The organism is Pseudomonas sp. App30 (genome assembly GCF_047947025.1).
Classification (GTDB): Bacteria; Pseudomonadota; Gammaproteobacteria; order Pseudomonadales; family Pseudomonadaceae; genus Aquipseudomonas.
Window position 1 is genome coordinate 1,668,450 of sequence record NZ_CP133165.1, and the last position, 20,542, is coordinate 1,688,991.

At 61.0% G+C, this 20,542-nt stretch carries 21 protein-coding genes and 1 pseudogene; 8 read left to right on the forward strand and 14 right to left on the reverse strand.

From position 1 onward, the window contains the following. Window positions 1–28 precede the first annotated feature (28 nt). The 3 genes from RAM80_RS07350 to RAM80_RS07360 all read left to right on the forward strand — a co-directional run bounded on the left by RAM80_RS07350 (window position 29) and on the right by RAM80_RS07360 (window position 3,175). A complete protein-coding gene (locus tag RAM80_RS07350; RefSeq protein WP_416425562.1) occupies window positions 29–673 on the forward strand; it encodes a MotA/TolQ/ExbB proton channel family protein in 645 nt (214 codons plus the stop codon). 18 nt (window positions 674–691) lie between these two features. Next, window positions 692–2,392, forward strand: coding sequence for a bifunctional metallophosphatase/5'-nucleotidase (locus RAM80_RS07355; protein ID WP_416425563.1), 1,701 nt, complete (start codon window positions 692–694; stop codon window positions 2,390–2,392). A gap of 162 nt (window positions 2,393–2,554) precedes the next feature. Further along, window positions 2,555–3,175: a TetR/AcrR family transcriptional regulator gene (locus RAM80_RS07360; RefSeq protein WP_416425564.1), complete on the forward strand. Its 621-nt coding sequence runs from the start codon at window positions 2,555–2,557 to the stop codon at window positions 3,173–3,175. A gap of 82 nt (window positions 3,176–3,257) precedes the next feature. On the opposite strand, the gene RAM80_RS07365 is transcribed toward RAM80_RS07360, so the two are convergent. After that, window positions 3,258–4,388 carry an SMP-30/gluconolactonase/LRE family protein gene (locus tag RAM80_RS07365; RefSeq protein ID WP_416425565.1) on the reverse strand — a complete coding sequence of 377 codons (1,131 nt, stop codon included), beginning with the start codon at window positions 4,386–4,388 and terminating at the stop codon, window positions 3,258–3,260. 204 nt (window positions 4,389–4,592) lie between these two features. Between RAM80_RS07365 and RAM80_RS07370 the strand changes: the two genes are divergently transcribed. The 5 genes and pseudogenes from RAM80_RS07370 to RAM80_RS07390 all read left to right on the forward strand — a co-directional run. Beyond that, on the forward strand, window positions 4,593–6,119 hold the full coding sequence (locus RAM80_RS07370) for a nucleobase:cation symporter-2 family protein (protein WP_416425566.1): 1,527 nt from the start codon (window positions 4,593–4,595) through the stop codon (window positions 6,117–6,119). Between the two features lie 247 nt (window positions 6,120–6,366). Continuing rightward, window positions 6,367–6,570 carry a hypothetical protein gene (locus RAM80_RS07375; protein ID WP_416425567.1) on the forward strand — a complete coding sequence of 68 codons (204 nt, stop codon included), beginning with the start codon at window positions 6,367–6,369 and terminating at the stop codon, window positions 6,568–6,570. A 312-nt stretch (window positions 6,571–6,882) separates the two neighbouring features. After that, window positions 6,883–7,098 (forward strand): hypothetical protein, encoded by a 216-nt coding sequence (locus tag RAM80_RS07380; protein ID WP_416425568.1) that lies wholly within the window; start codon window positions 6,883–6,885, stop codon window positions 7,096–7,098. Window positions 7,099–8,121: 1,023 nt separating this feature from the next. Further along, entirely contained in the window at window positions 8,122–8,514 is a 393-nt protein-coding gene (locus tag RAM80_RS07385; RefSeq protein ID WP_416425569.1) for a hypothetical protein, read from the forward strand. A gap of 3 nt (window positions 8,515–8,517) precedes the next feature. Further along, window positions 8,518–8,628, forward strand: a pseudogene (locus RAM80_RS07390) (transposase); the annotation flags it as partial. A gap of 719 nt (window positions 8,629–9,347) precedes the next feature. Here RAM80_RS07390 and RAM80_RS07395 read toward each other — a convergent pair. Genes RAM80_RS07395 through RAM80_RS07455 form a run of 13 tightly spaced genes read right to left on the reverse strand, consistent with a single transcriptional unit; the run spans window position 9,348 to window position 20,516 of the window. Continuing rightward, the gene (locus tag RAM80_RS07395; RefSeq protein ID WP_416425570.1) at window positions 9,348–9,614 is read right to left on the reverse strand and encodes a hypothetical protein; all 267 of its coding nucleotides are present in this window, start codon (window positions 9,612–9,614) and stop codon (window positions 9,348–9,350) included. A gap of 53 nt (window positions 9,615–9,667) precedes the next feature. After that, window positions 9,668–10,183, reverse strand: a complete 516-nt coding sequence (locus RAM80_RS07400; RefSeq protein ID WP_416425571.1) for a DUF2514 family protein — start codon at window positions 10,181–10,183, stop codon at window positions 9,668–9,670. Beyond that, window positions 10,180–10,791 carry a glycoside hydrolase family 19 protein gene (locus tag RAM80_RS07405; RefSeq protein ID WP_416425572.1) on the reverse strand — a complete coding sequence of 204 codons (612 nt, stop codon included), beginning with the start codon at window positions 10,789–10,791 and terminating at the stop codon, window positions 10,180–10,182. Before RAM80_RS07405 ends, RAM80_RS07400 begins: the two co-directional genes overlap by 4 nt. A 44-nt stretch (window positions 10,792–10,835) precedes the next feature. Then, entirely contained in the window at window positions 10,836–11,285 is a 450-nt protein-coding gene (locus tag RAM80_RS07410; protein ID WP_416425573.1) for a tail fiber assembly protein, read from the reverse strand. Beyond that, window positions 11,285–13,510, reverse strand: a complete 2,226-nt coding sequence (locus tag RAM80_RS07415) for a hypothetical protein (RefSeq protein WP_416425574.1) — start codon at window positions 13,508–13,510, stop codon at window positions 11,285–11,287. Before RAM80_RS07415 ends, RAM80_RS07410 begins: the two co-directional genes overlap by 1 nt. After that, window positions 13,510–14,106 (reverse strand): DUF2612 domain-containing protein, encoded by a 597-nt coding sequence (locus RAM80_RS07420; protein ID WP_416425575.1) that lies wholly within the window; start codon window positions 14,104–14,106, stop codon window positions 13,510–13,512. Before RAM80_RS07420 ends, RAM80_RS07415 begins: the two co-directional genes overlap by 1 nt. Before the next feature lie 7 nt (window positions 14,107–14,113). Next, on the reverse strand, window positions 14,114–15,328 hold the full coding sequence (locus RAM80_RS07425; RefSeq protein WP_416425576.1) for a baseplate J/gp47 family protein: 1,215 nt from the start codon (window positions 15,326–15,328) through the stop codon (window positions 14,114–14,116). Between the two features lie 3 nt (window positions 15,329–15,331). After that, window positions 15,332–15,682 (reverse strand): hypothetical protein, encoded by a 351-nt coding sequence (locus RAM80_RS07430; protein WP_416425577.1) that lies wholly within the window; start codon window positions 15,680–15,682, stop codon window positions 15,332–15,334. Between the two features lie 16 nt (window positions 15,683–15,698). Next, on the reverse strand, window positions 15,699–16,352 hold the full coding sequence (locus RAM80_RS07435; protein WP_416425578.1) for a Gp138 family membrane-puncturing spike protein: 654 nt from the start codon (window positions 16,350–16,352) through the stop codon (window positions 15,699–15,701). Beyond that, entirely contained in the window at window positions 16,345–17,283 is a 939-nt protein-coding gene (locus RAM80_RS07440) for a hypothetical protein (protein WP_416425579.1), read from the reverse strand. The genes RAM80_RS07435 and RAM80_RS07440 overlap by 8 nt, the downstream gene beginning before the upstream one ends. 1 nt (window position 17,284) lies before the next feature. Further along, window positions 17,285–17,575, reverse strand: coding sequence for a phage baseplate plug family protein (locus RAM80_RS07445; protein ID WP_416425580.1), 291 nt, complete (start codon window positions 17,573–17,575; stop codon window positions 17,285–17,287). Then, on the reverse strand, window positions 17,572–18,222 hold the full coding sequence (locus tag RAM80_RS07450; protein ID WP_416425581.1) for a phage baseplate protein: 651 nt from the start codon (window positions 18,220–18,222) through the stop codon (window positions 17,572–17,574). The genes RAM80_RS07445 and RAM80_RS07450 overlap by 4 nt, the downstream gene beginning before the upstream one ends. Continuing rightward, window positions 18,219–20,516: a phage tail tip lysozyme gene (locus tag RAM80_RS07455; RefSeq protein WP_416425582.1), complete on the reverse strand. Its 2,298-nt coding sequence runs from the start codon at window positions 20,514–20,516 to the stop codon at window positions 18,219–18,221. The genes RAM80_RS07450 and RAM80_RS07455 overlap by 4 nt, the downstream gene beginning before the upstream one ends. Between the last annotated feature and the right edge of the window lie 26 nt (window positions 20,517–20,542).

Consider the following 20,542-nt stretch of genomic DNA (forward strand, 5'->3'; position numbering starts at 1 on the left):
CCGGCCATTTAGATAAGGATGCGTATCGATGAACATGAACCTGCTGCACGACCTGACGTTCTACGTGATGTACGGCGCCGCCGCCCTGGCCGCCTTCGTGGTGGTGGAACGCTGCATTTTCTTCAGCTACTCCCTGGGCCGCGCGCGCAAACTGGTGCCGGCGCTGAACCCGCGCGTGCGCGCCGTCGCCGACCTGCCGGCCGAGCTGACCGGCCGCGACAGCCTGCCCTTGCAGTTGCTGGAGCAACTGTATGAAGGCCGCCGCCACCTGCATTCGCACCAGGAGCTGGAAGACCTGGGCCAGGCCATCTACATCGAACTGCGCGGCAAGCTCTCTCGCAGCCTGTGGATTCTGGAAGCGGTAGTGGCCGGCGCGCCGCTGCTGGGCCTGCTGGGGACCATCATGGGCATCATCGACACCTTCAAGGCGCTGGCCGAGGCCGGCGTGTCGGACCCGGGCGAAGTGTCGCGCGGCATCGGCACCGCGCTGTACGCCACTGCCCTGGGCATCTCCATCGCGCTGGTGGGCCTGGTGTTCAACAGCCACCTGCAGGACCGCCAGGAGCAGATCGCCGACCACCTGAAAATGCTACTGTTGCGTGCAGGCCTGGGCACCCGCTATGCGCCCAGCACCGACGCTACCGCCACTGCCGCCCAGCACCGTACCGCCTGACCTGGACAAGGAGTGCCCATGCCCGCCCTACCGTTCGCCCCGCGCCGCGCCAGCCTGCTGGCCGCCGCACTGCTGCTGGGTGCCTGCACCCAGGCCGCCAGCCCGACCAAGCCGGTCACGGTCAACATCGCCGCGGTCAATGATTTCCACGGCAACCTGCTGCCCACGCCCCTGAGCTACCCCATGCCCAGCGCGCCGGGCGGCAAGGTGACGATGAAGGCCGGCGGCATCAACGCCCTCAGCGGCGTGGTTGCCCAGTTGCGCCAGCAAGACCCGCACCTGCTGCTGATTGGCGGTGGCGACATGATCGGCGGCAGCCCGCCGATTTCGTCGATGTGGGCCGACGAGCCGACCCTGGACGCCCTCAACCTGCTGGGCCTGGACCTCAGCGTGGTGGGCAACCACGAACTCGACCAGGGCAGCGCCGAGCTGCTGCGCCAGGTGCACGGCGGCTGTGACTCGCCGCGCCCGGACAAGGCCTGCCAGTTCGACAAGGCCTACCGTGGCGCGCGCTTCCCCTACATCGCCGCCAACCTGATCGACCAGGCCAGCGGCAAGCCGCTGTTCGCGCCGTACCAGATCGAGCAGGTGAACGGCGTCAAGGTCGCCTTCGTCGGCGCGGTGCTGCGCGACGTGGCCTCGGTGGTCACCGCCAAGGGCATGCAAGGCCTGGGCACCGTGGATGAGGCCGACGCCATCAACGCGCAGCTGCCGGCCCTGCACCAGCAGGGCGTGGACGCGGTGGTGGCGGTGATCCATCAGGGCGGCGAGACGTCCGAACACTTCGACCAGGCCGACTGCAGCCACCTGCAGGGCGACATCGTCGAGGTGGCCAAGCGCCTGGCCCCGGAGATCAAGGTGGTGCTGACCGCCCACACCCACCAGGGCTACCTGTGCCGGGTGGGCGACAAGCTGGTGACCCAGGGCGCCTCCTACGGCCGCCTGCTGACCTACCTGACCCTGACCATCGACCCCGACAAGCACCAGCTGCTCAATGCCAGCGCGCGCAACATCGTCGTCGACCCCAAGCGCTACACCGCCACGCCGGAAATCGCCGCGCTGGAAGCCCGCGTCGAGCAACGCAGCCAGGCGCTGCTGGGCAAACCGGTGGCGCGTATCGCCGGCAACGAGCTGACGCGCAACCTGAGCCCGGCTGGTGAATCCAGCCTGGGCGACGTGATCGCCGACGGCCAACTGGCCGCCACCCGCGGCCTTGGCGCGCAGGTGGCGTTCACCAACCCCGGCGGCATGCGCAGCGACCTGATCCTGGAGCCTGGGCAGAGCGCGCTGAACTTCGGCCAGGTGGCCAGCGCGCAGCCGTTCAACAACACCCTGAACGTGCTCACGCTCACCGGCACCCAGCTGCAGGCCCTGCTGGAACAACAATGGCAGGACGGCGACAAGGCCTTCCGGCCGCTGCAGCCCTCCGCGACCTTGCGCTACCGCTGGGATGCCACCCGCCCCGCTGGCCAGCGCGTGGTGCCCGGCAGCCTGACTGTGGACGGCCAGCCGGTGCAGGCCAGCCAGGCCTACCGCGTCACCGTGAACTCGTTCATGGCCGAGGGCGGCGACAACTTCAGCGTGCTGGCCCACGCCGAAAAACGCCTGGACACCGGCCTCAACGACCTGGACGCGCTGATCGCCTACCTGCAAGCCCAGGACCGCGCCGGCACCCCCGCCGGTGCCGAGGCCCCGCCGCGCATTCAGCGTATCCGCTGAGTTCACCTTCCCGTAGCCGCTGCCGCCAGGCTGCGCTGGCCCTCGTGTGCACTGAGCATTTTCAGCGTACGCAATGGCCAGCGCAGCCTGCGGCAGCGGCTACGCGGCGCGGTGTATTACCCGCTAGAATAAAAAACCACCGCGTTTTCAATCAGGCAAGCGATGACCAACCCGAAAATCAAGATTCGCCAAAAAAACGTCGAGAAAATCCTCCTCGCTGCTGAAAAGGTCTTCGCGCAAAAAGGCTATGCCGGCACCGCCATGGCCGACATCGCCCAGGAAGCCGACCTGCCGCGCACCAACCTCAACTATTACTTTTCCACCAAGGAAGACCTGTACCGCGAGGTGCTGATCAACCTGCTGGGCAGCTGGCAGCAGGAAGGCGCCTGCTTCGAGCACTTCGACGACCCGCGCGTGGTGCTCACCAGCTACATCCTGGAAAAGATGACCCACTCGCGCCTGCGCCCGTACGGTTCGAAGTTGTGGACCAACGAGATGATGCACGGCGCGCCGATCTTCCGGGACAAGCTCGACGAGCACCTGGCCATCGACGCCAAGCTCAAGGAAGCCAAGATTCGCCAGTGGGTCGAGGAAAAGCGCATCCGCCCGGTGAGTCCCTCGGCGCTGCTGTACATGATCTGGGCGTCCACCCAGCACTACGCCGACTTCGACCACCAGGTGGCGGCGCTCAACGGCCACCAGCCGCTGTCGGATGCACAGTTTGCCGAGGCGGTGCAGACCATTACCACGGTGATATTGCGCGGGATCGGGCTGGAGCCTTGAGCACAGGCGCTACCGTGTGGGAGCCGGCTTGCCGGCGAGCTTTTCGAGCGCAAAAACTCGCTCGCAAGCCAGCTCCCACAGGTCAGGCGTGATCAAGCGGTGACGGCTGGGCGTCGATGCGTATCTTGTACAGGTGCACCGGGTATTCCACCGTCGACGGCTTGCCGCCGGTGGTGGCCGGGGTACGGTTGATCTGCGCGGCCGGCAGGTACAGGTAGCCGTCCTGAATCCATAACGCATCCACCCACACCAGGCGCGGGTCGGCTACCACCGTGGTCACGGTCTTGTCCGGGGCGATGCGCTTGATGCTGCGGGTGTTCACGTCCGAAGCGTAGATGTTTCCCGCCGCGTCGATGGCCGTGCCCCCGGTGCTCCACGTGTCCAGCCAGTGCTCGGCATGGGCCTCGACAGTCTTGGCGGGGATTTTCGGATCATCCAGGTATTGGGTGGCGATGCGCGCCAGCGGCCCCGGAATGGCCTGGTAGTACAGGTACTGGCCGTCCGGAGAGACCTCGAGCTGGTCCAGCCCTACCCGCTTCTCCTGGCCGTTGGGAATGAACAGCTTCTGGCCATCGGCATACATCGGCAGATGGTCGACGGACCAGGCGTGGCCCTCCAGTAGCGTACGCGCCTTGCCGCTGTCCAGGTCCAGCACCACCAGGCGCTCGGCACCGGGGTCGGTCAGGTAGGCCAAGCGCGAGCGGAAGCGCACGTCATCGAAATAGCTGTTGTCCTTCTGGATGGCGCTGTCGAAGCTGTACACCTTGTCAACCTGGTTGGTGGCAAGGTCGATGCGCACCAGCTTGCCGGCGCCCGGCACCGCATGGGCGCCGGTGTTGATGCCGGTGTTGCCGGCGTCCACGGCCCACAGCTTGCCATCGGGCCCCACGCGCAGGGCGTTGACGTGGAGGAAATGCTTGCCCGGCTCGGCCGCGTTCCAGCGGTTCCACTGGGCATCGGGGAAAGGCTGTAGTTGGCCGTCCTTGCCGATCTCGGCCAACGACATGCCAGGGCCTTCGGACTGGGTCAGCGACACAAAGGTGCGGCCATCGGCGGTCACCGCCGCGCCGTTCCAGATATGCGGCGAGGTCGCCACCTCGATCAGGCGGCTGTCCTGCTGGGTGGGCAGCGTGGGTGGCAGCGCGTCGGCGGCAGTCGCCAACCACGGGCAGGTCAGGGCGAGGGTAAATAGCAGGGGCTTGCTGAAGGGCATGGGCATTTCTCCGGCTTATTGTTTGTCCTGAGTATTGCCGCCGGTGATAGTTCGAATCCATTTGCGAATTTTCACGCATCGATGCCTGCAAGGAATGAATCGTGCCAGCCATCGACCGACCCAAATATTGTATACAACTTTATGGACACAATGACGAAACATTGAATACAGTATAAAAACAACAAAAACCAGGGAACCACCATCATGATCGAGTCCCCGCCTGCCGCTGTGCGTCCTGAAGATGAGAACCTCGGCCCGTTCGCCAACGCGGCGTATGGCCTGCAACACGTGTTGACCATGTATGGCGGTATCGTTGCCGTGCCATTGATCATCGGCCAGGCCGCCGGCCTGTCGCCGGCGGAGATCGGCCTGCTGGTGGCCGCCTCGCTGTTCGCCGGTGGCCTGGCCACGCTGCTGCAAACCCTGGGCATCCCCTTCTTCGGCTGCCAGCTGCCGCTGGTGCAGGGCGTGTCGTTCTCCGGCGTGGCCACCATGGTGGCCATCGTTGGCAGCCAGGAAGGCGGTGGCGTGGCCTCGATTCTCGGCGCGGTGATGGCGGCCTCCTTGATCGGCCTGCTGATCACCCCGGTGTTCTCGCGCATCACCCGCTTCTTCCCGCCGCTGGTCACCGGCATCGTCATCACCACCATCGGCCTGACCCTGATGCCGGTGGCGGCGCGCTGGGCCATGGGCGGCAACAGCCGCGCGGAAAACTTCGGCAGCATGGCCAACATCGGCCTCGCCGCCATGACCCTGGTGCTGGTGCTGTGCCTGAGCAAGGTTGGCAGCGCCACCATCTCACGCCTGTCGATCCTGCTGGCCATGGTCATCGGCACGGTGATCGCCAGCCTCCTCGGCATGGCGGACTTTTCCGGGGTCAGTCAGGGCCCGATCTTCGGCCTGCCCAGCCCTTTCCACTTCGGCCTGCCGACCTTTCACCTGGCGGCGATCATCTCCATGTGCATCGTCATCATGGTAACCCTGGTGGAAACCTCCGCCGACATCCTCGCCGTGGGCGAAATCATCAACACCAAGGTCGACGCCAAGCGCCTGGGCAACGGCCTGCGCGCCGACATGCTGTCCAGCCTGCTGGCACCGATCTTCGGCTCGTTCACCCAAAGCGCCTTCGCCCAGAACGTCGGCCTGGTGGCCGTCACCGGGGTTAAAAGCCGCTACGTGGTGGCCACCGGCGGTGTATTCCTGGTGATCCTCGGCCTACTGCCCATCATGGGCCGGATCATCGCCGCCGTGCCCACCTCGGTGCTCGGCGGCGCCGGCATCGTGCTGTTCGGCACCGTGGCCGCCAGCGGCATCCGCACCCTGTCGAAGGTCAACTACCGCAACAACATGAACCTGATCATCGTCGCCACCTCCATCGGCTTCGGCATGATCCCCATCGCCGCGCCCAACTTCTACGACCACTTCCCCACCTGGTTCGCCACCATCTTCCACTCCGGCATCAGCTCGTCGGCGATCATGGCCATCGTCCTCAACCTGACGTACAACCACTTCACCGCAGGCAACTCCGACCAGCAATCGGTGTTCGTCGCCGGCACCGAGCGCAGCCTGCAGTACCGCGACGTCGCCGCCCTGCGCGACGGCGACTACTTCAGCGGCGGCAAGCTGTACGACGCCGAGCACAACGAAATCCCGCTGCTGGGCGACGCCTCCACCCACCACGCCGCGGCACCCCATCACGGCAGCGTGTCCGCCGTGTCGGAACATTCCTGAGCCTTGTAGGAAGCGTCCGTCGGACGCTTCTGATTCTCTCCCGACACCTTGTAGCCGGCTTCCACCGCGCCTAACCTGCCCTCTCCCAGCGGCCCTCCAGCCTTGATGAAGCCGGCTGGGAAACCGGTTGTTGGGTGGGCTGGTCGGCATGCTAATTGTCGATCCGCTGACGGGGGCGATGTATACGATGCCGGAGGATGTGACGGCGCGGCCGTTGGTGATGGTGGATCAGGTGGAGGCGGCGTGAATGCAATACGGGCGAGACGGCGACCCTGAGGTAAAGGTGTTGCTGGAGAAAATCGAAACTCGCCTGGAGCATATCGAGCAGAACATGGTGACCAGGGGGCAACTGTCGATCTACGCCATGGTGGCAACGCTGGCGGTGTTTGGCGGTGGGTGGTGGATCATCCAACAGTATCTGGCGCCGATTCTCAAGGCGTTGCCCAAGTGATCCGCGCCGTGCCTGCGTGTACGCACATCCAGCATGGACAAAAGATCACTACCATCTCGGATCGTGACGTAGTAATTTGGATCCGACGCTTTTCCTAGTCCGTTTTGCGTCACTGAGCCCCGGGCACTTGTGTTTCGGGGCTTTTTTGTGGGTGATCGCCAGACAGCCATCGCAGACACGTTTTTTGTCTGTAGGAAACCGGGTAGGACGGTTCTGTTTTTCCCCAACCCTGTTGAATGCCTACCTTTCCCCCCATACGCTGACAGCCGAATACAGGACTTCAGGACGGGTTATGAAATGGACGGAAGAATCGTGGCACTGGAAAAGTCGACCCTGGAGATCAGGGAGAAGTTGGTACGCGTGGAAACCAAGCTCGAAGGCATAGAGGCGACCATGGCCAGCAAGACAGACTTGGCCGACTTGAGAACAGCCATCGCCGAAGGTTTCACGGCACAAACCAAATGGGCCATCAGCACGGCCGTGGCCTTGGCCGTCATCGCCTTCACCGCAGCAAAGTTCATCGCCTAACCCTTGTAGCAGTGGCCGCAAGGCCGCGTCGGCGGCTCACCGCGGTGTCTGCAACGCGGCCTTCCGGCCGCTGCTACAGGTTTGCGTCGCTTGACGCATCGAGCCAGCCTCGGTCAGTATCCAACGACTGCACCACGCCTCCATTCAAGCCAGCCTCGCCAAAGCCATTTGCCGGGGCTTTGTCGTCTTTGGCTATTGGAGGCAAATATGTCTAGAGCGCAACGACGACACGATACGCGTCGAATCAAGGCAAAATATTATCGGCAGGCGCGCGCCCGCCTATGGGATGTTGAGGCAAGCCCGCGGGATGCGGGCATGTTTGCCAACCATGGGAAGCTCTGCTCATGCTGGATGTGTGGCAACCCGCGTAGGTTTGGCTTGGTCACTTTGCAAGAAATGCGGGCGGGCGATTATTCAGAGCGAGAAGTTGAATAGGCAAAGACCTACCTCGGTGAACCGCAAGCACGTTGTGACCCCTAACACAGATAATCGCCCGCGACCCCGTTATTCTCGTGCGCGTGAGAATCTAAGATCAAAATCTTCGAATGACGGTGAAGCAATGAAGGGAATTTTGGCAGCCGGTTGCGCAGCGGTGACTATGGCATCGTACGCAGGTACGTATGAAACGATCGTTGACGAAAAGCAAATTAAAAAATAACCGAAGCCATTCCTGCAATTGGCGGCACTTTTGCGACAAGGGCCGCATCCCTCGGAATACAGATTCAGTCCATCACGATCCAGCATGTGGCCAAGGAAGATGCCGAAGGAGATCCTTTCTCCAAGGCTGGAGATATCGCCTATGGAATCAACACAGACGCAGCAAACGTGGTGCGCGACTGCAATCTGCTCGGGAGCGCCGATATCAATAAGCGAGGCACTCGGTACATCCTCGAGTCGAGGACTGCCAACTGGATAGTCAAAGGCGTCTGTGCTGCCCCATGACCTCCAAGCGCCGCGCAGTAAACTGCTGAGAAGCCCTGCATGGCTCGCGCGATGAGGGATACCATTCAACGGAATGACACCATGAAAAAAATACTCCTACTCGCACTTCTACTGACACCGGCTATGGTTCGAGCGGACCCTGGCCCGCTCGACGACCTGACTAAGAAGTGCGAAAAAGAAAAGACCTCTATGTTCAAGGACAATGAGGGAACGCCGAGCTGTGACAAACTGGCAAAAATTTATGCTGACTTCGAAACCAGGACGATCACTGCGAGCAAAGAACTCAGGAAAAAATGCGACAAGGAACAAAAATCATTATTCAAGGAAAATAATGGAACGCCATCGTGTCAAAAGCTGAACGATTTCCTTCGTGATAGAGCCGCTTTCCCAGTTGGCCAAAAATACGGACTGAACAAGGAAACCGGCCAATATTGCTACTTCAATGATGCGGGTGACGTATTGAACTGCCCCTGACGGATCGCCGTAACCGTGAATACCAACGGCGGCCGTGAAATACTGGGCATGATGGGCGGGCCCTCGGAAGCCGAGCCGTTCTGGACTGACTTCTTGCGACGCCTGATGCGGCGGTCAGCGATAATCCGCAGCCGCACCCGTAGCAGCGGCCGCAGGCCGCGTCCCAAGCACTGCGCGGGCCAGGACGCGGCCCATGGCCGCTGCTACAGGGCTGCGCCGGCCCTTTTTCCACGCTGGAGATCTTCAGTGCACGCAGGGGCCAGCGCAGCCTGGCGGCAGCGGCTACGCGAAATCCTGCGCACACCGCACCCGTAGCAGCGGCCGCAGGCCGCGTCCCAAGCACTGCGCGGGCCAGGACGCGGCCCATGGCCGCTGCTACAGGGCTGCGCCAGCCCTTTTTCCACGCTGGAGATCTTCAGTGCACGCAGGGGCCAGCGCAGCCTGGCGGCAGCGGCTACGCGAAATCCTGCGCACACCGCACCCGTAGCAGCGGCCGCAGGCCGCGTCTCAGGCACCGCGCTGGCCAGGACGCGGCCCGTGGCCGCTGCTACAGGTTTCGCGCAGGCCGCTTGAAAACCCAAACAGCAGAAACAACAAAGCCACCCGAAGGTGGCTCTGTTGAAGAATATGGTCGGGACGGAGTGATTCGAACACTCGACCCCTAGCACCCCATGCACGGATGGTGCTGGAACGACCAACGTTTGGGCCTTTATCCTCGGCGCTCGCTGCACCCGACAGCCCAGGAGATCCCATAGCGGCGTGAGAAAGTCACGCAAAAGTCACGCACGCTTTTTCCCTCCCCCGGCGTCCTGCCGAACAAAATCCCCCTTCCTTTATATAGCTGCATCCATCCCGGGCAGGTCGGCCCGAAATATCACCGTGCCCGCCTTCTTCCAGGTGATCATTCCGCACCTGGCCCAGCCACCATCCGCGGCGACCCTGACGGCTGACGCTTCCTGCCAGCCGTTGCAGTCCAGGGGGATCATCATGCTGAACGTCTCGGGCATGACCTCGGCGATGGAGACAGGGATAGACAGCTCGACGCACTCGGTGTCGCTGAACAACTCGACCCTTGCCGGTCCGCGGAATAGAAAGCTCATGACCGCATCAAATACTGTATATGCGAACAGTATCCGAAAGCCGGTTTGCCCGGTCAATGTTGGTTGGCGCGCAAACTATCGTAGGCCGCCGCGCAGGCGTTCCCCCGCGCTACGGCAGAATCAGCGACTTTTGCCAGGTCTCGATTGCGCTCGACAGATTGCTCGAGCACGTTGGCAAGCAGATCGCCAGCGTCGGCTCCTGGCGCGCTTCCGCTGGCAGCGGGGGTATTTGCGCGGGCGCGACTGGCGGTGAGTAGCTGCTGGACTCGCTTGCGCAGCCCGTCAGCAGAAGCATTGGCAGAAGCAGCATCAGTGCGGGCTTGTTCCAGTTTTTGCGTGGCATCGGTTTGCACCTTCGTGATGGCGGCCTGGTTGGCCTCTTCGGTTTTCCGGGCGGCCTGCTCGGCAGCGGCCCGGGCGGTGGCGTCGTCGGCGTCTCGCTTGTCCCATTTGGCCTGCCACTTCGCGTCGGAAACGGTCAGGCCGTGGTGGTAGATGCCATAGACCGAGACGGCGAACAACAGGAATACCAGCAGGCCCAGGCCGATGTTGGCGTAGATTTTCGTCATACCAGCACCTTCAGCGCGCGTTGGTAGATGGTCAGGCGGTCGGCGGCGCCGTTCTGGCCGCCGTTCACGCGCTGGGTGATCTGGGTGAAGTTGCCGGCATCGGCCAGGGTGTTCAGGCCGTTGATGGACCAGAACCACCCGGCGGACAGCGCGGCATTGGCCGGCTGCGCGAGAAGGTCGGGGTTGCCGATCAGGTCCAGGCCCAGGGCCTCCCCGCATTTGGCGTAGTTCGCCCGGCCCGTCACCTGGATAAGGCCCCGGCCGCGGTAGGCCCAGCCGTCCCCCGAGGCCGTCGAGCCATTTCCCATGCGGTCCGCGTAGACGATGTTGGCGATCTTCTCCGGCTGCCGGGCGACCTGGTTGGCCAGTGCCGCGGTGAATCGGGCCGGCCAGCACGACAGCAAGGCCTGGGCGCTGTAGTTCAGGTTCTCCACCAAAGCGGTGAGCTGGCCCGACTCATGCCCCACCTGCGCCAGGAACGCGGCGATGCGCGCCGGGGTGATGATCGAGTACTTGCCCATGGCGGTGTTGAGCACGGGCACAAAAACGCCGGCAACTGGGCCGGCGTTCGGGAGGATCTGCAGCAGCTGCTGCTGGGTGATGGGCATGCGGCTTTCTCCAGGCGAAAAAAAGCCCGCGCTTGGCGGGCTGATCAGGTTGGCTGAGCTGGCCAGGCAGGGCCGGCGGCCGTCAGGTCGACCCGATTCACGGCGACCCGGTACTGCTTCCAGGTCTTCAGCGCGGCGGTTTCCGCGGCCGTGGCCGTGTTCAGATCTACGGCGTCCTGCAAAGGCGCGATGGCCAGAGCTGCCACGGACAGCAGGCTGTCGCGCATCTGGGTATTGGCCGACAGGATCTCTGCGGCGGTTGGTACCACGGCTGCCGGGGGCGCGAACGCCTTGCCGTCATAGGTCCAGCCGATACCCGCCCCCGTATCCCCAATCGCCACCAGGGTGACGCCGGTTGGCGGGGTGTAGCCCTGGGCCGGAGATCCTCCGTTACCGTCCTCGTCTGGTTCGACGGCGGCCGTGAATGGCACGCCGTCCCAGACGATGATGTTGGTGACTGCGCCGTTCTCGACGCTTGCGTAGGTTTCTTCCATCACGTGTATTCCTCGATGATGACTGCGCCAGTCGTGCCATTTGCGCCAGCGGCAAGTACGGCGCCAGAGTTGCTTGCACCGCCACCGCCGCCAGCTCCATAACCGAGACCAACAGTTCCCGCCACAGAAGTAGCAGTGGACAGCAGATTGCCAGGGCCGCCACCGCCGAACGGGTTGCTGCCGCCGCTGCCAGACAGCACGTAACCGGTGCCGGACGCAGCGCCATGCATACCGTTCCCGCCACGCATGTTGAACACGTTGCCACCCGATGCCGTGCCGCCTGACCCACCAAGACCGCCTTGTGGAGGAGCTAGCGGCCCCACAAGCGCGCCGCCCGTGCCACCGTTCGCCGTGAGCCCGGCGAAGGTTGTGGCTCCCCCTGCGCCGCCAGCTGTGGACGAGCTTGGGGCGCCTGCGCTCCCGATTGTTGCCGTGGTGCCAGACAGGCTACCGATCGGCAACAGACTCTGCGCGACACCGCCAGCACCGCCGCCGCCTGCCCCCGCCACCGTTCCGGAAGTGGTAGCGCCTGCTGTACCGCCCGCCGCGCCGCCCCCAATCACTGTCACGCGAACTCTCGTTGTCCCCGAGGTTGCGGTGTAGACGCCGGTCGCGGTGAGAATCTGTATGCCTATCAACCGGCCAGTAGCCAGAGATACCGCACTCTGTACGAAAGCGGTACTGGCTGCCTGGGTAGTGCTGGTCCCTGACGTTGCAGTTGGCACCGTTGGAGTGCCAGTCAAAGCCGGTGAAGCGAGCGGCGCCTTGAGGTTGATCGCGGTCTGCAGCAATGTCTGCACTGCCGCTACGAAAGCGGTCGATGCAGCCTGCGTGGTGCTCGTGCCGGCCGCCGCAGTGGGCACTGTGGGGGTGCCGGTAAGCGCAGGGGAAGCGAGCGGTGCCTTCAGGTCAATCGAAGTCTGAAGCGCTGCTCGTATTGCGTCGGCAAAGGCTGTGGTCGCAAGTTGGGTGGTGGCGGTACCACTTGCGGCAGTAGGGGCCGTAGGAGTTCCGGTAAAGGCTGGAGAGTCCAGCATCGAAAACTCTTTCCATGCCAGCCACGAATTGGAAGCCTTAGTCCGATAAAAGATGCGAGATGGTGACGACAGCGTGCTAAATATTTGCAGGGCCGCGCTGCCATCAGCAAAAGGAATATGGACAAAACTGCCGTTGGAAGTGATGGGCTGATTTGATGCAGTTGAAGATGCGTAATAGAAGCCGCCCGCACTAACTGTATTGAGGTCGGCAATATTGGGGGCATTTGGCGTACCAATCCCGAAAGCCGCCATGCCCTGCAACAACGCAAGCATGGTCGCGATCTGATTCGAACTTGTACCAGCAGCGGCAGTTGGAGAAGTTGGAGTGCCGGTCAAAGCTGGACTGATGAAATCAGTCTGTTGCAGTCCGATGTTAGTGCCATCGCAATAGATATTAGTTGTTGTGCCGCTGGTTACTACAACTCCCGTACCTGAAGCCGTTTTCAGGGTAATGGTGAAGGCGCCCGTGGTGTTATTTACTACCTGCCAGTGGCCAGCCTGAGCGGGGAAGACAACGGCTTTGTTGGCGGTCACTGCGCCAGTCAGGATCAGAATCGCCACGCCATACTGGGCCTGGGTCAGTGTGGTAGTCGTACCGCCAGCTATCGACAAGCTGACCGCACCATTGACGGCCGCCTGAACGAACCCATCAGTAGCCAGAAGCGTAGAGCTATCTCCTGGCGCCTGGGTGGGCGCGCGCGGGCTTCCGAGGAAGGTTGGCGAGGTAATTGGGGCTGCGCCAAGGTTCGTAAGCGCACCAGCTGCAGTGGTCGCACCCGTTCCGCCCTTCGAAATCGGGAGCGTGCCGGTGATATTGTCGACTGTGGTTGGCCATTGACCGGGGAGCAATAGACTCCAGATGCCAACATCGCCCGACCCTTGCGGAGTGATAGCGATGTTGCTTGAGACGGCCTGGAACAAGTTGCTGGCGTAGAAGACGAAGGCGCCGGCCTGGTAGTTCACATCGCTGCGCCACGAAAGGCAACCCTGCCTCTCTATCTCCTGCAGGCCGAGATCCACGCGGATCTGCCAGTAGTTCTGCATCCGCGCAGTGGGAGGTTCAGCGGTTGCACTCCCAACCCATCCTTGCTCAATAACGCCCTGGTCAGCCGTCGAGGTTTCGCCACCCATTTGGTCGGCAGCGGCATCCTCTGCCCATACGAGGTTATAACTTGCAGGACGAGTCATTAGCTGCCCCCATTGATCGAAGTGATTTCAACACCCATCGGTTTCGGGATGAGGTCGTAATTGACGGCCAGGTAATAGAGCACGCTGCTGTAACTGGTCGTATTCAGGTTGATGGTCATGGTCATGTCCTTGTTGTCGATGACCGTGCAAGAGATGCCGAAAATGTCGTCCACCGCCTCCTTCACTGAGTCGATAGTGCAGAGGATGGAGTTCTTGTAGATCTTCCCTTTGATCACCGACCTGAATGCGTAGTCGGGAATCGGGATGGTCTGGGTGGCGGCAGAAGCGTCGTAATACGGCGCCTGGTTGTATCCCTTGGCGAGTAGATCGCCCAGGTATCCGAAGTACTCGAGTGCAGCCATGGAAATACGGGGGCGCTCGGTTATGCCAACGATGCGGCCGACGATATCGAGCATCACGCCAGAAACGTTTTGGTAATCGAGGATGTAGTTGAGTATCTGCAGCGGATTTTCGAGGCTTGATGCAACGAGAGACGGGATAGTATCGATCCAGCGGACCAACTTTGGCCCCTTCTGGTACCACCCGTATATGCGCGACTCAGCCTTCGACACATAATCGAAATTGGCGTCAGGCATTGAGGGGTTACTCGTAGGTTATGTCGATGTTCTCGGCGTTGATCACCGCCAACTGGTTGTAGGCAATGGATACGGTAAGGGCCGTGACCGCGTCCGGATTAGTGCCGATGTAAAGCGAGTTGATCATGCCGGCGCCCGCGACCACGTAGTTCGCCGGGGTATAGAGCCGTCCAGCCGTGACGCTTTCGCCGATCTGGAATCCTCGCTTGATGAAACCGCTGGTCTGGGTGAATCCCTCCAGTGAGTAGGACACCGTCTGAATCTTGATCGTCGTCTTGTCGCTGTCCGAAAGCGTGGTGCTGGTGATCGACATATCCTCGTAGACGGTAACGAGCTCTGGCCGGAAGAAGCTGAGCGTGACCGGATTCCCGCTGGGAGTGGCCGTCAAGCCGGTGACCATGTAAGCGTCCAGGTCCGTGCGGTCCGAGTTGTCGCCGCAGCCTGGCGATTTAACCGAGGCGAATGCTGCAAGAATGTCCGCATCGGATCCGCCATCCACGATGAGCATGATCGACTTTGGCATCAAGCCGTTCGCATCGACGACCGTTCGGGTGTTCTCGTAGATCTTCACCTGCTTGACGCCAGTGATCAGGTAGACAGCCGAGTAAAGGGCGTCGATGACGTTGCTTGATCGTGTAGCAACTGCCACGTTGCGCCGGAATCGGTAATCGGGATCGCCTTCCTGGGCGTCACCTACCGAAGCTGCTACCGGGTTGGTTACGCTGGTTACGCCGGCCGGCACCGAACCGTAGATGGACGAGAGCTCACCCACGTTGGCTGTCTGCGCGCCGGAGGTGGTGCAGGTCACGCTAACCGTGCCATTTCCATCACTTCCCAGCGTGATAGCACCATCGGTAGCCCAGAGGGTGTCAGTCAGGGTGTTGCGGATGGTCGTACCCGCTGGGACCGGTGCGTTCGCATTCCCCTTAAATGTCGCCGTGCACGTCGAGTACGTGGCGACGGCGCGCGGAATATTGCTGATAGCCCCGATTCGGTCCAACTGCAGTCCCACGGCGCTATTAGGGTCCAGGGTGTTGTAGACCGAGGTCACTAGCTCATCAAGGTTGCCAAGGGTTTCGGACCAGGCTTGCAGGGCCATGCCGTCTGGGGTGGACGAATCAAGATCCCAGCCTGAATCGATATCCAGGTACTGCGCCTTGAGCGCGGCCAAGTATTCCTGGGTGGTCGTTAGAGTAACGCCGCTACTGGTAACTGCCGCCATGGGTTACTCCGAAGTCGTATAAGTGACGGTGGCGACGGTGCCGGTTTGATTTGTCACAGTCATGTTCACGGTATAAGTGCGCGTGGCCCGGTCGTTAACCAGGCTGAAGTCGGTGATCTGGGTAACGCTCGCCGACTGCAAGACCGATTGCTTGAGCAGGATTTCCACCATCGCCGGATCCGTCTTTCCAAGCAGGCCGTCGAACCATGGCGTGCCCTTGGTCTGACTGAGGAAATCCTCTGTGGTGATCTGGCGCAGCAGGTAAACGACGCTGGCGGCCAGTTCCTCTTGATCGGACAGGAAGACGCTGGAGCCGCTCGTCACGAGATCGTCTCCGTCGAAGTTTCTGATCATGGGGATCTCTATCAGGTCAGGCGCTTGGCGGCCCGGAGGTGGCATTTCCGGCCATGACGCCGGTGTGAGTGTGCGTCTGGCCAATGTTCACACCGTTGTGGGTGAGGCCAGAGGATGACAGCACCAGGGTTTGCCCCCCGGCCGTCAACGTTATCGAGCTTCCGGTGGAAACGATCGTGGTGCTTTCCATTTTCAGGCTGATAGAGGTGTCGGTGGCCGTGATGGATACCGTTCCGCTCTTGTTGGCAAGGCCGGCGCCGGCACTGGGCATTGGGGCAAAGGCGGTTGCTGCGGAGCGCACGCCGGGCTGGAACATCGCATCGGTAGCGTCGAACATCCGCAGGCTGGAAGGCTGCACCGAGCCGCCGGCGGTAAGCCAGTCATCAATGCAACGCTGGGAGAAGTGCGCCCAGCCTTCGTCGCCTTTGCTCATTGCATAAAAAAAGGCCCACGATTGTGAGCCTGGGAACACCACGGGCACGTCAACAAGGACCGAGATGTCCTTCCAGATGCCTTTCTGTCGACGCTTCACTCCAAGCTGGATCTGCGCGCGCTGGGTGCCGGGGTCAAATGCAATCAGCGTGGCCGGCAGGCTGGTGTAGATCTTGGCCATACCGCGCTTGAAAGACATCTCCAGCATGTCGCTCACATTCAAGTGGCGATCAACCATTGTCGTCTCCCGAGGTGATGGGGTTCCAGGCTACTCCGCGGGAATAACCCTGAATTGATGTTGACCAGTAGTCAGAATAGAAATCACCGGTATGGATGATCGAACTGGCGTAGTACTTTCCTGACTTCGTTTGCGTGAACTGGGTCTGATCACTTTGGTTCGCACCCTGCGCCGACACCACGCTATAGCGGCTCTTCACCACGATTTCGTCGCCTGGCAGGATCTTGGTATTCATCCGTGTCACAACGTTGACCGTGGGCCCGGCAGTGAACACTGGCGAGCCCTCCATACCGGTGTCTGCCGAGATCTCGTGACTGACGCCAGTACCCATATCGCTGCCAGGCAAAAGCAAGATTTTGTTTACCAGCCTGTAGACAATGAAGCCGAACGACTGGCCAAGATCATCGAGAACTGCATATGGAGGCGCAGCGGCGGAAAGCCTAGAAACCCTGCCCAATGAGGGCCAGAAGGTTTGCTGCGGGTCATTTATCGGCGGAACAAACGTTACGGGCACTCCAAGCTCTTCCGCCACCTCCTGCACGATGTCGCAAACCCTTGTGCCGTTTCCCCAGGTTTTGTTGATGCGCGCGCTGGTTTCGGCCTCGCTGATCATCGAGCAGTACAGCAGCAGGTACTGCTCAGGCCCGAACTTGCCCTTGCTGGGCGTGAACACGTTACCGTCGAATATGGTGTCGAAGCTGTCGTTATAGCCGGCCACCAGCTTGACCCGGTCGTATTTGCTGATGATCTGGTCCATTGACGTGACATTCAGCCCGTAAATCGTGATCTCCGCGGTTCCTTTGATTGACCCCATGCCTGGGTAGTAGCTGACCCTGAACTGAATCTGCACCGGCGCCGTCATTCGCAGATACTCAGTGCTGGTGGTCGAGTACAGCGTCAGTTCGTAGTAGCGCCCGTAGAGCACCCCCATGTCAGTACTCCCAGGTCAGGGTGTTGTCGATACCCAGATTTGCCACAGTGGCGGGATCGCCGGCGAGGTAGAGCTTTCCGATGCCCAGCTGCAGGCCGTCCAGCAGGTCCATGTTGGGATGGAGTCCGCGCCCCTGGAATACCGGAGTGCCCGACGAGTCGTACATGCTCACCGTGTAGTAGGAGAATCGAGTCAACCAGGTGAAGCTGAACGTGTAGGCTCTGTTGCTCAGCGACGACTGGAAGGTGAAGTAGCTATAGCTGCTGGGCAGCGAAAGCGTTTTTGTCGTCATGAAGGAACCACCGTGCCGGCATTCACCGAGCTTTGCCCTTGAGTCGACTCAGTACCTCCGCCGAGGACGGTGGTAACTGTACCGGTCCCGGTGTTGGATATGATGGTGGGCTGGGCCAGATCGATCTGAAAGATGCCCCCCAACTCGGAACGCTTATCCACTACCGATCGCACCCCAACCACCACCACATTCTTGTAGGTTTCCTTTGTGCCCACGAAGTTGATTAGCGCGCCGCTCACCTTCAGGTAGTGCAAGGCGTTCTTCACAGTCGTGGACCGCGTTGAAGAGGAGCTGGATAGGGTTGCGCCCATACCCAGACCAAGAACTGCCAAGACTGTTGGGCTGAGCTTTGATACAACCGCCCCAGCAGCCGCGCCGATCAGGTTCGACCCGACGGTTGATGCCGCGCTAGAGCTGGAGGCCGTCAGCACCTTGAAGGGGTTGTCGCTCACCCCTACCGTCACTGTGAGGACGTTCGGCAGCTGGATTGCATGGTCAGAGGCAATAGCTCCGCTCTCCAGCGGGTATTGCGACATCCTGGAAGAGACGTACTGCATCTCGGACAGAATGGCATCGAAGATGATCGGCGTGAATCCATTCCCGCCGAGGGTAGGCACCTTGTTTAGAAAGATCGCTGCAAGGCTCATTGGTCAAGGTCCGTACTCAAGTGGGACATAGCTACGGTCATCTGCCCCTGGAAGTGATCGCTGGCCGCACGCAACGCCTCGCTGGTGATCTTGTGGACGTCTGTCGAACCGCGAGCGTCGATGTGCACCGTGTTTCCCTCACTCGCTTGCGGTTGAGATTGGGTAAGGTCGATGCTCGGCGGCGCAGGTGGGTTGGCAACCATGTTGTAGGTGTCAGGGATGTCGCCAGGCAACTGTGCATTTCCAAGCCCCTGGAATTGTCGTGGCCGATATTGCGGTGATCCTAGCTGGCCGGGCAACGCGGGAGGAGATGGCAGCCGAGCATCATCCTGAGGAAGCATTTCGTAGGAAATCACTGGCCGCTTCGAAGATCCAGCGAGAGCCGGGACCTTGCTTTCGATGGCTTGGACCTGACCCTTGGGGCTGGATTCGGCATTTGGTACCTGGCCGCTATTCAGCTGCTCGGCAATTTGCATGCGCAAGTTTGCGTCAGCAGGGTTGTCTGCAGGGCGCTCATACATCTCCCGCATGACGCTGGCCGACTGGGAAGGACTTTTGGTTTTCAGCAGCGCTTCACCAGCAGACTTCTCCTTATTCTGCAGTTCGTACAGGATGAAATTGAGCTGGTCCTGCTCGCTAGAGCCCTTGATATCCTTGCCGAAGAAGTCCTTGAATTCCTTTTGTCTCTCTGGGTGCCACTGGGCCAACCCGTACGCCTGCCCATTGTCCCCGACCGCATCTGTCTTCAGTCCGCTCTCTGCGACAAGGTTTGCCACCATTCCAGAGGACTGTTCACGGGTGTAGCCGTTATCCATGAAAAACTTCAAAGCGCGTTGCTGAGCATCGCTTTGGCTGCCCTGCGCCAGCGGGGCCGGCTGATCCATAGCGGGTGCCTGCTGGAGCCTGGCCTGGAACTCAGGCCTGAGCGGTTTGCTCACGTCGTCATCTACGTGGGCGCTCGGCATTTTGTCGTACACGGCACGCTGGGCGGAATCATAGCCTTGAGCGACCAGGTTGCGTGCTGCAGGGAACTGGTCTCCTATCGCGCGAAAATACCCTGTGACGGCACCCTTGTAGGCCCCGACGGCGCCGCCCTTATCCCAGCCCTCAGCGCCCCCCTTGTACGCGCCCTTGGCGATATCCAAAATTGGCACGTGGCCCTGCACAAAGCCTGATACAGCGCTCTGGACATTTTTGTCTTTCAGGACGTCAACGGCGCCCTTCATGTCTCCCTTGCCAACATGATCTGCAAACTGGGTGATGCGATCGGCAATACCGCCCTGGGCAAACATTCCATCTACCCGCTTGACGAAGTTGTCCAGCGAAGGAAGGAAGTCTGCTCCGAGTTTGTTCCGTAGCCTGTCGAAATCGGCAGTGAGGTCTACCAGTGAGTTTTCGAAAGCCCGGGCGTTCGCCACATCTTGATCGGTATAGGTTGATCCTGGCTTGTCAGATTGTTTGATGCCGGTTCGGTAATCTTGCTCCAGCGTCATGATGGCTGGTTGGTTGAGACCCAATGAACTGGCTATTCCTTGTCGCTGCACTGGGTCTTGGACTCGTCCAAGCTGCCGCTTGATCGTGTCGACAACATCCATAGTTGGACGCCTGAACGCATCTGCGAAATCAGCTGGAACGCCGCCATAGCGTGCAATGTCGATTGGGATATTGCCGACCTGTGAGCCAACCTTTATTCGCTGGGCAGCCTGTAATATCTGTGTACCTACATCGTCCTCGCCCGTGATCTTTTTCCCGAATCGGTTGAAGTTCTGAAAGTCAGACTTGGACACGCCATAGGTACTGGCACTTACCTCAGTACTCAATGCTCCATTTGCATAAGAAAAAGAGTTTGCCGCTAGACCGCCAATTCCGGCGGCCGCCAAGGCTATTGGCCCCCCTCCCGCCAACATGGAGAACAGGCTGCCAGAAAGAGGGCCAAGGCCAGCAGCGCCAGCCCCCCTCGATAGCAAAGCAACTGCTGCCTGAGTCTCCTTGCGGAAACTTGCCATCTGCTGCGTCGCTGAGCCCAGGCGCGTCTGGAGCACATTAACCGAGCGAGGCACGCGATCAACGGCCTTTCCGAACTTGTCGATACCCTGTTCAACTGCCCGCGCGCCAGCCCCAGTGTCGGCCATGTTCTTTCCGATCCGATCGAGGCCAGTCTTGCCCCGATCGCGCGCTGCTTTGTTGATTGCATTGTCCAGGCCGTTCACTGCCTGAGTGCTTTCTTCGAAGCTGGCCTGGTCTACCGTTACGCCTAGCTTTACCAGCAGCGCGTCGATGACTTCTTCTGACATTGGTAGCTCCAAGAGAAATGCTATGC

What these genes read in the sequence shown, in the direction of transcription:
- RAM80_RS07350 (WP_416425562.1), top strand. Translation starts at nt 29, where the DNA reads ATGAACATGAACCTGCTGCACGACCTGACGTTCTACGTGATGTACGGC.
- RAM80_RS07355 (WP_416425563.1), top strand. Translation starts at nt 692, where the DNA reads ATGCCCGCCCTACCGTTCGCCCCGCGCCGCGCCAGCCTGCTGGCCGCC.
- RAM80_RS07360 (WP_416425564.1), top strand. Translation starts at nt 2,555, where the DNA reads ATGACCAACCCGAAAATCAAGATTCGCCAAAAAAACGTCGAGAAAATC.
- RAM80_RS07365 (WP_416425565.1), bottom strand. Translation starts at nt 4,388, where the DNA reads ATGCCCTTCAGCAAGCCCCTGCTATTTACCCTCGCCCTGACCTGCCCG.
- RAM80_RS07370 (WP_416425566.1), top strand. Translation starts at nt 4,593, where the DNA reads ATGATCGAGTCCCCGCCTGCCGCTGTGCGTCCTGAAGATGAGAACCTC.
- RAM80_RS07375 (WP_416425567.1), top strand. Translation starts at nt 6,367, where the DNA reads ATGCAATACGGGCGAGACGGCGACCCTGAGGTAAAGGTGTTGCTGGAG.
- RAM80_RS07385 (WP_416425569.1), top strand. Translation starts at nt 8,122, where the DNA reads ATGAAAAAAATACTCCTACTCGCACTTCTACTGACACCGGCTATGGTT.
- RAM80_RS07395 (WP_416425570.1), bottom strand. Translation starts at nt 9,614, where the DNA reads ATGAGCTTTCTATTCCGCGGACCGGCAAGGGTCGAGTTGTTCAGCGAC.
- RAM80_RS07400 (WP_416425571.1), bottom strand. Translation starts at nt 10,183, where the DNA reads ATGACGAAAATCTACGCCAACATCGGCCTGGGCCTGCTGGTATTCCTG.
- RAM80_RS07405 (WP_416425572.1), bottom strand. Translation starts at nt 10,791, where the DNA reads ATGCCCATCACCCAGCAGCAGCTGCTGCAGATCCTCCCGAACGCCGGC.
- RAM80_RS07410 (WP_416425573.1), bottom strand. Translation starts at nt 11,285, where the DNA reads ATGGAAGAAACCTACGCAAGCGTCGAGAACGGCGCAGTCACCAACATC.
- RAM80_RS07415 (WP_416425574.1), bottom strand. Translation starts at nt 13,510, where the DNA reads ATGACTCGTCCTGCAAGTTATAACCTCGTATGGGCAGAGGATGCCGCT.
- RAM80_RS07420 (WP_416425575.1), bottom strand. Translation starts at nt 14,106, where the DNA reads ATGCCTGACGCCAATTTCGATTATGTGTCGAAGGCTGAGTCGCGCATA.
- RAM80_RS07425 (WP_416425576.1), bottom strand. Translation starts at nt 15,328, where the DNA reads ATGGCGGCAGTTACCAGTAGCGGCGTTACTCTAACGACCACCCAGGAA.
- RAM80_RS07430 (WP_416425577.1), bottom strand. Translation starts at nt 15,682, where the DNA reads ATGATCAGAAACTTCGACGGAGACGATCTCGTGACGAGCGGCTCCAGC.
- RAM80_RS07435 (WP_416425578.1), bottom strand. Translation starts at nt 16,352, where the DNA reads ATGGTTGATCGCCACTTGAATGTGAGCGACATGCTGGAGATGTCTTTC.
- RAM80_RS07440 (WP_416425579.1), bottom strand. Translation starts at nt 17,283, where the DNA reads ATGGGGGTGCTCTACGGGCGCTACTACGAACTGACGCTGTACTCGACC.
- RAM80_RS07445 (WP_416425580.1), bottom strand. Translation starts at nt 17,575, where the DNA reads ATGACGACAAAAACGCTTTCGCTGCCCAGCAGCTATAGCTACTTCACC.
- RAM80_RS07450 (WP_416425581.1), bottom strand. Translation starts at nt 18,222, where the DNA reads ATGAGCCTTGCAGCGATCTTTCTAAACAAGGTGCCTACCCTCGGCGGG.
- RAM80_RS07455 (WP_416425582.1), bottom strand. Translation starts at nt 20,516, where the DNA reads ATGTCAGAAGAAGTCATCGACGCGCTGCTGGTAAAGCTAGGCGTAACG.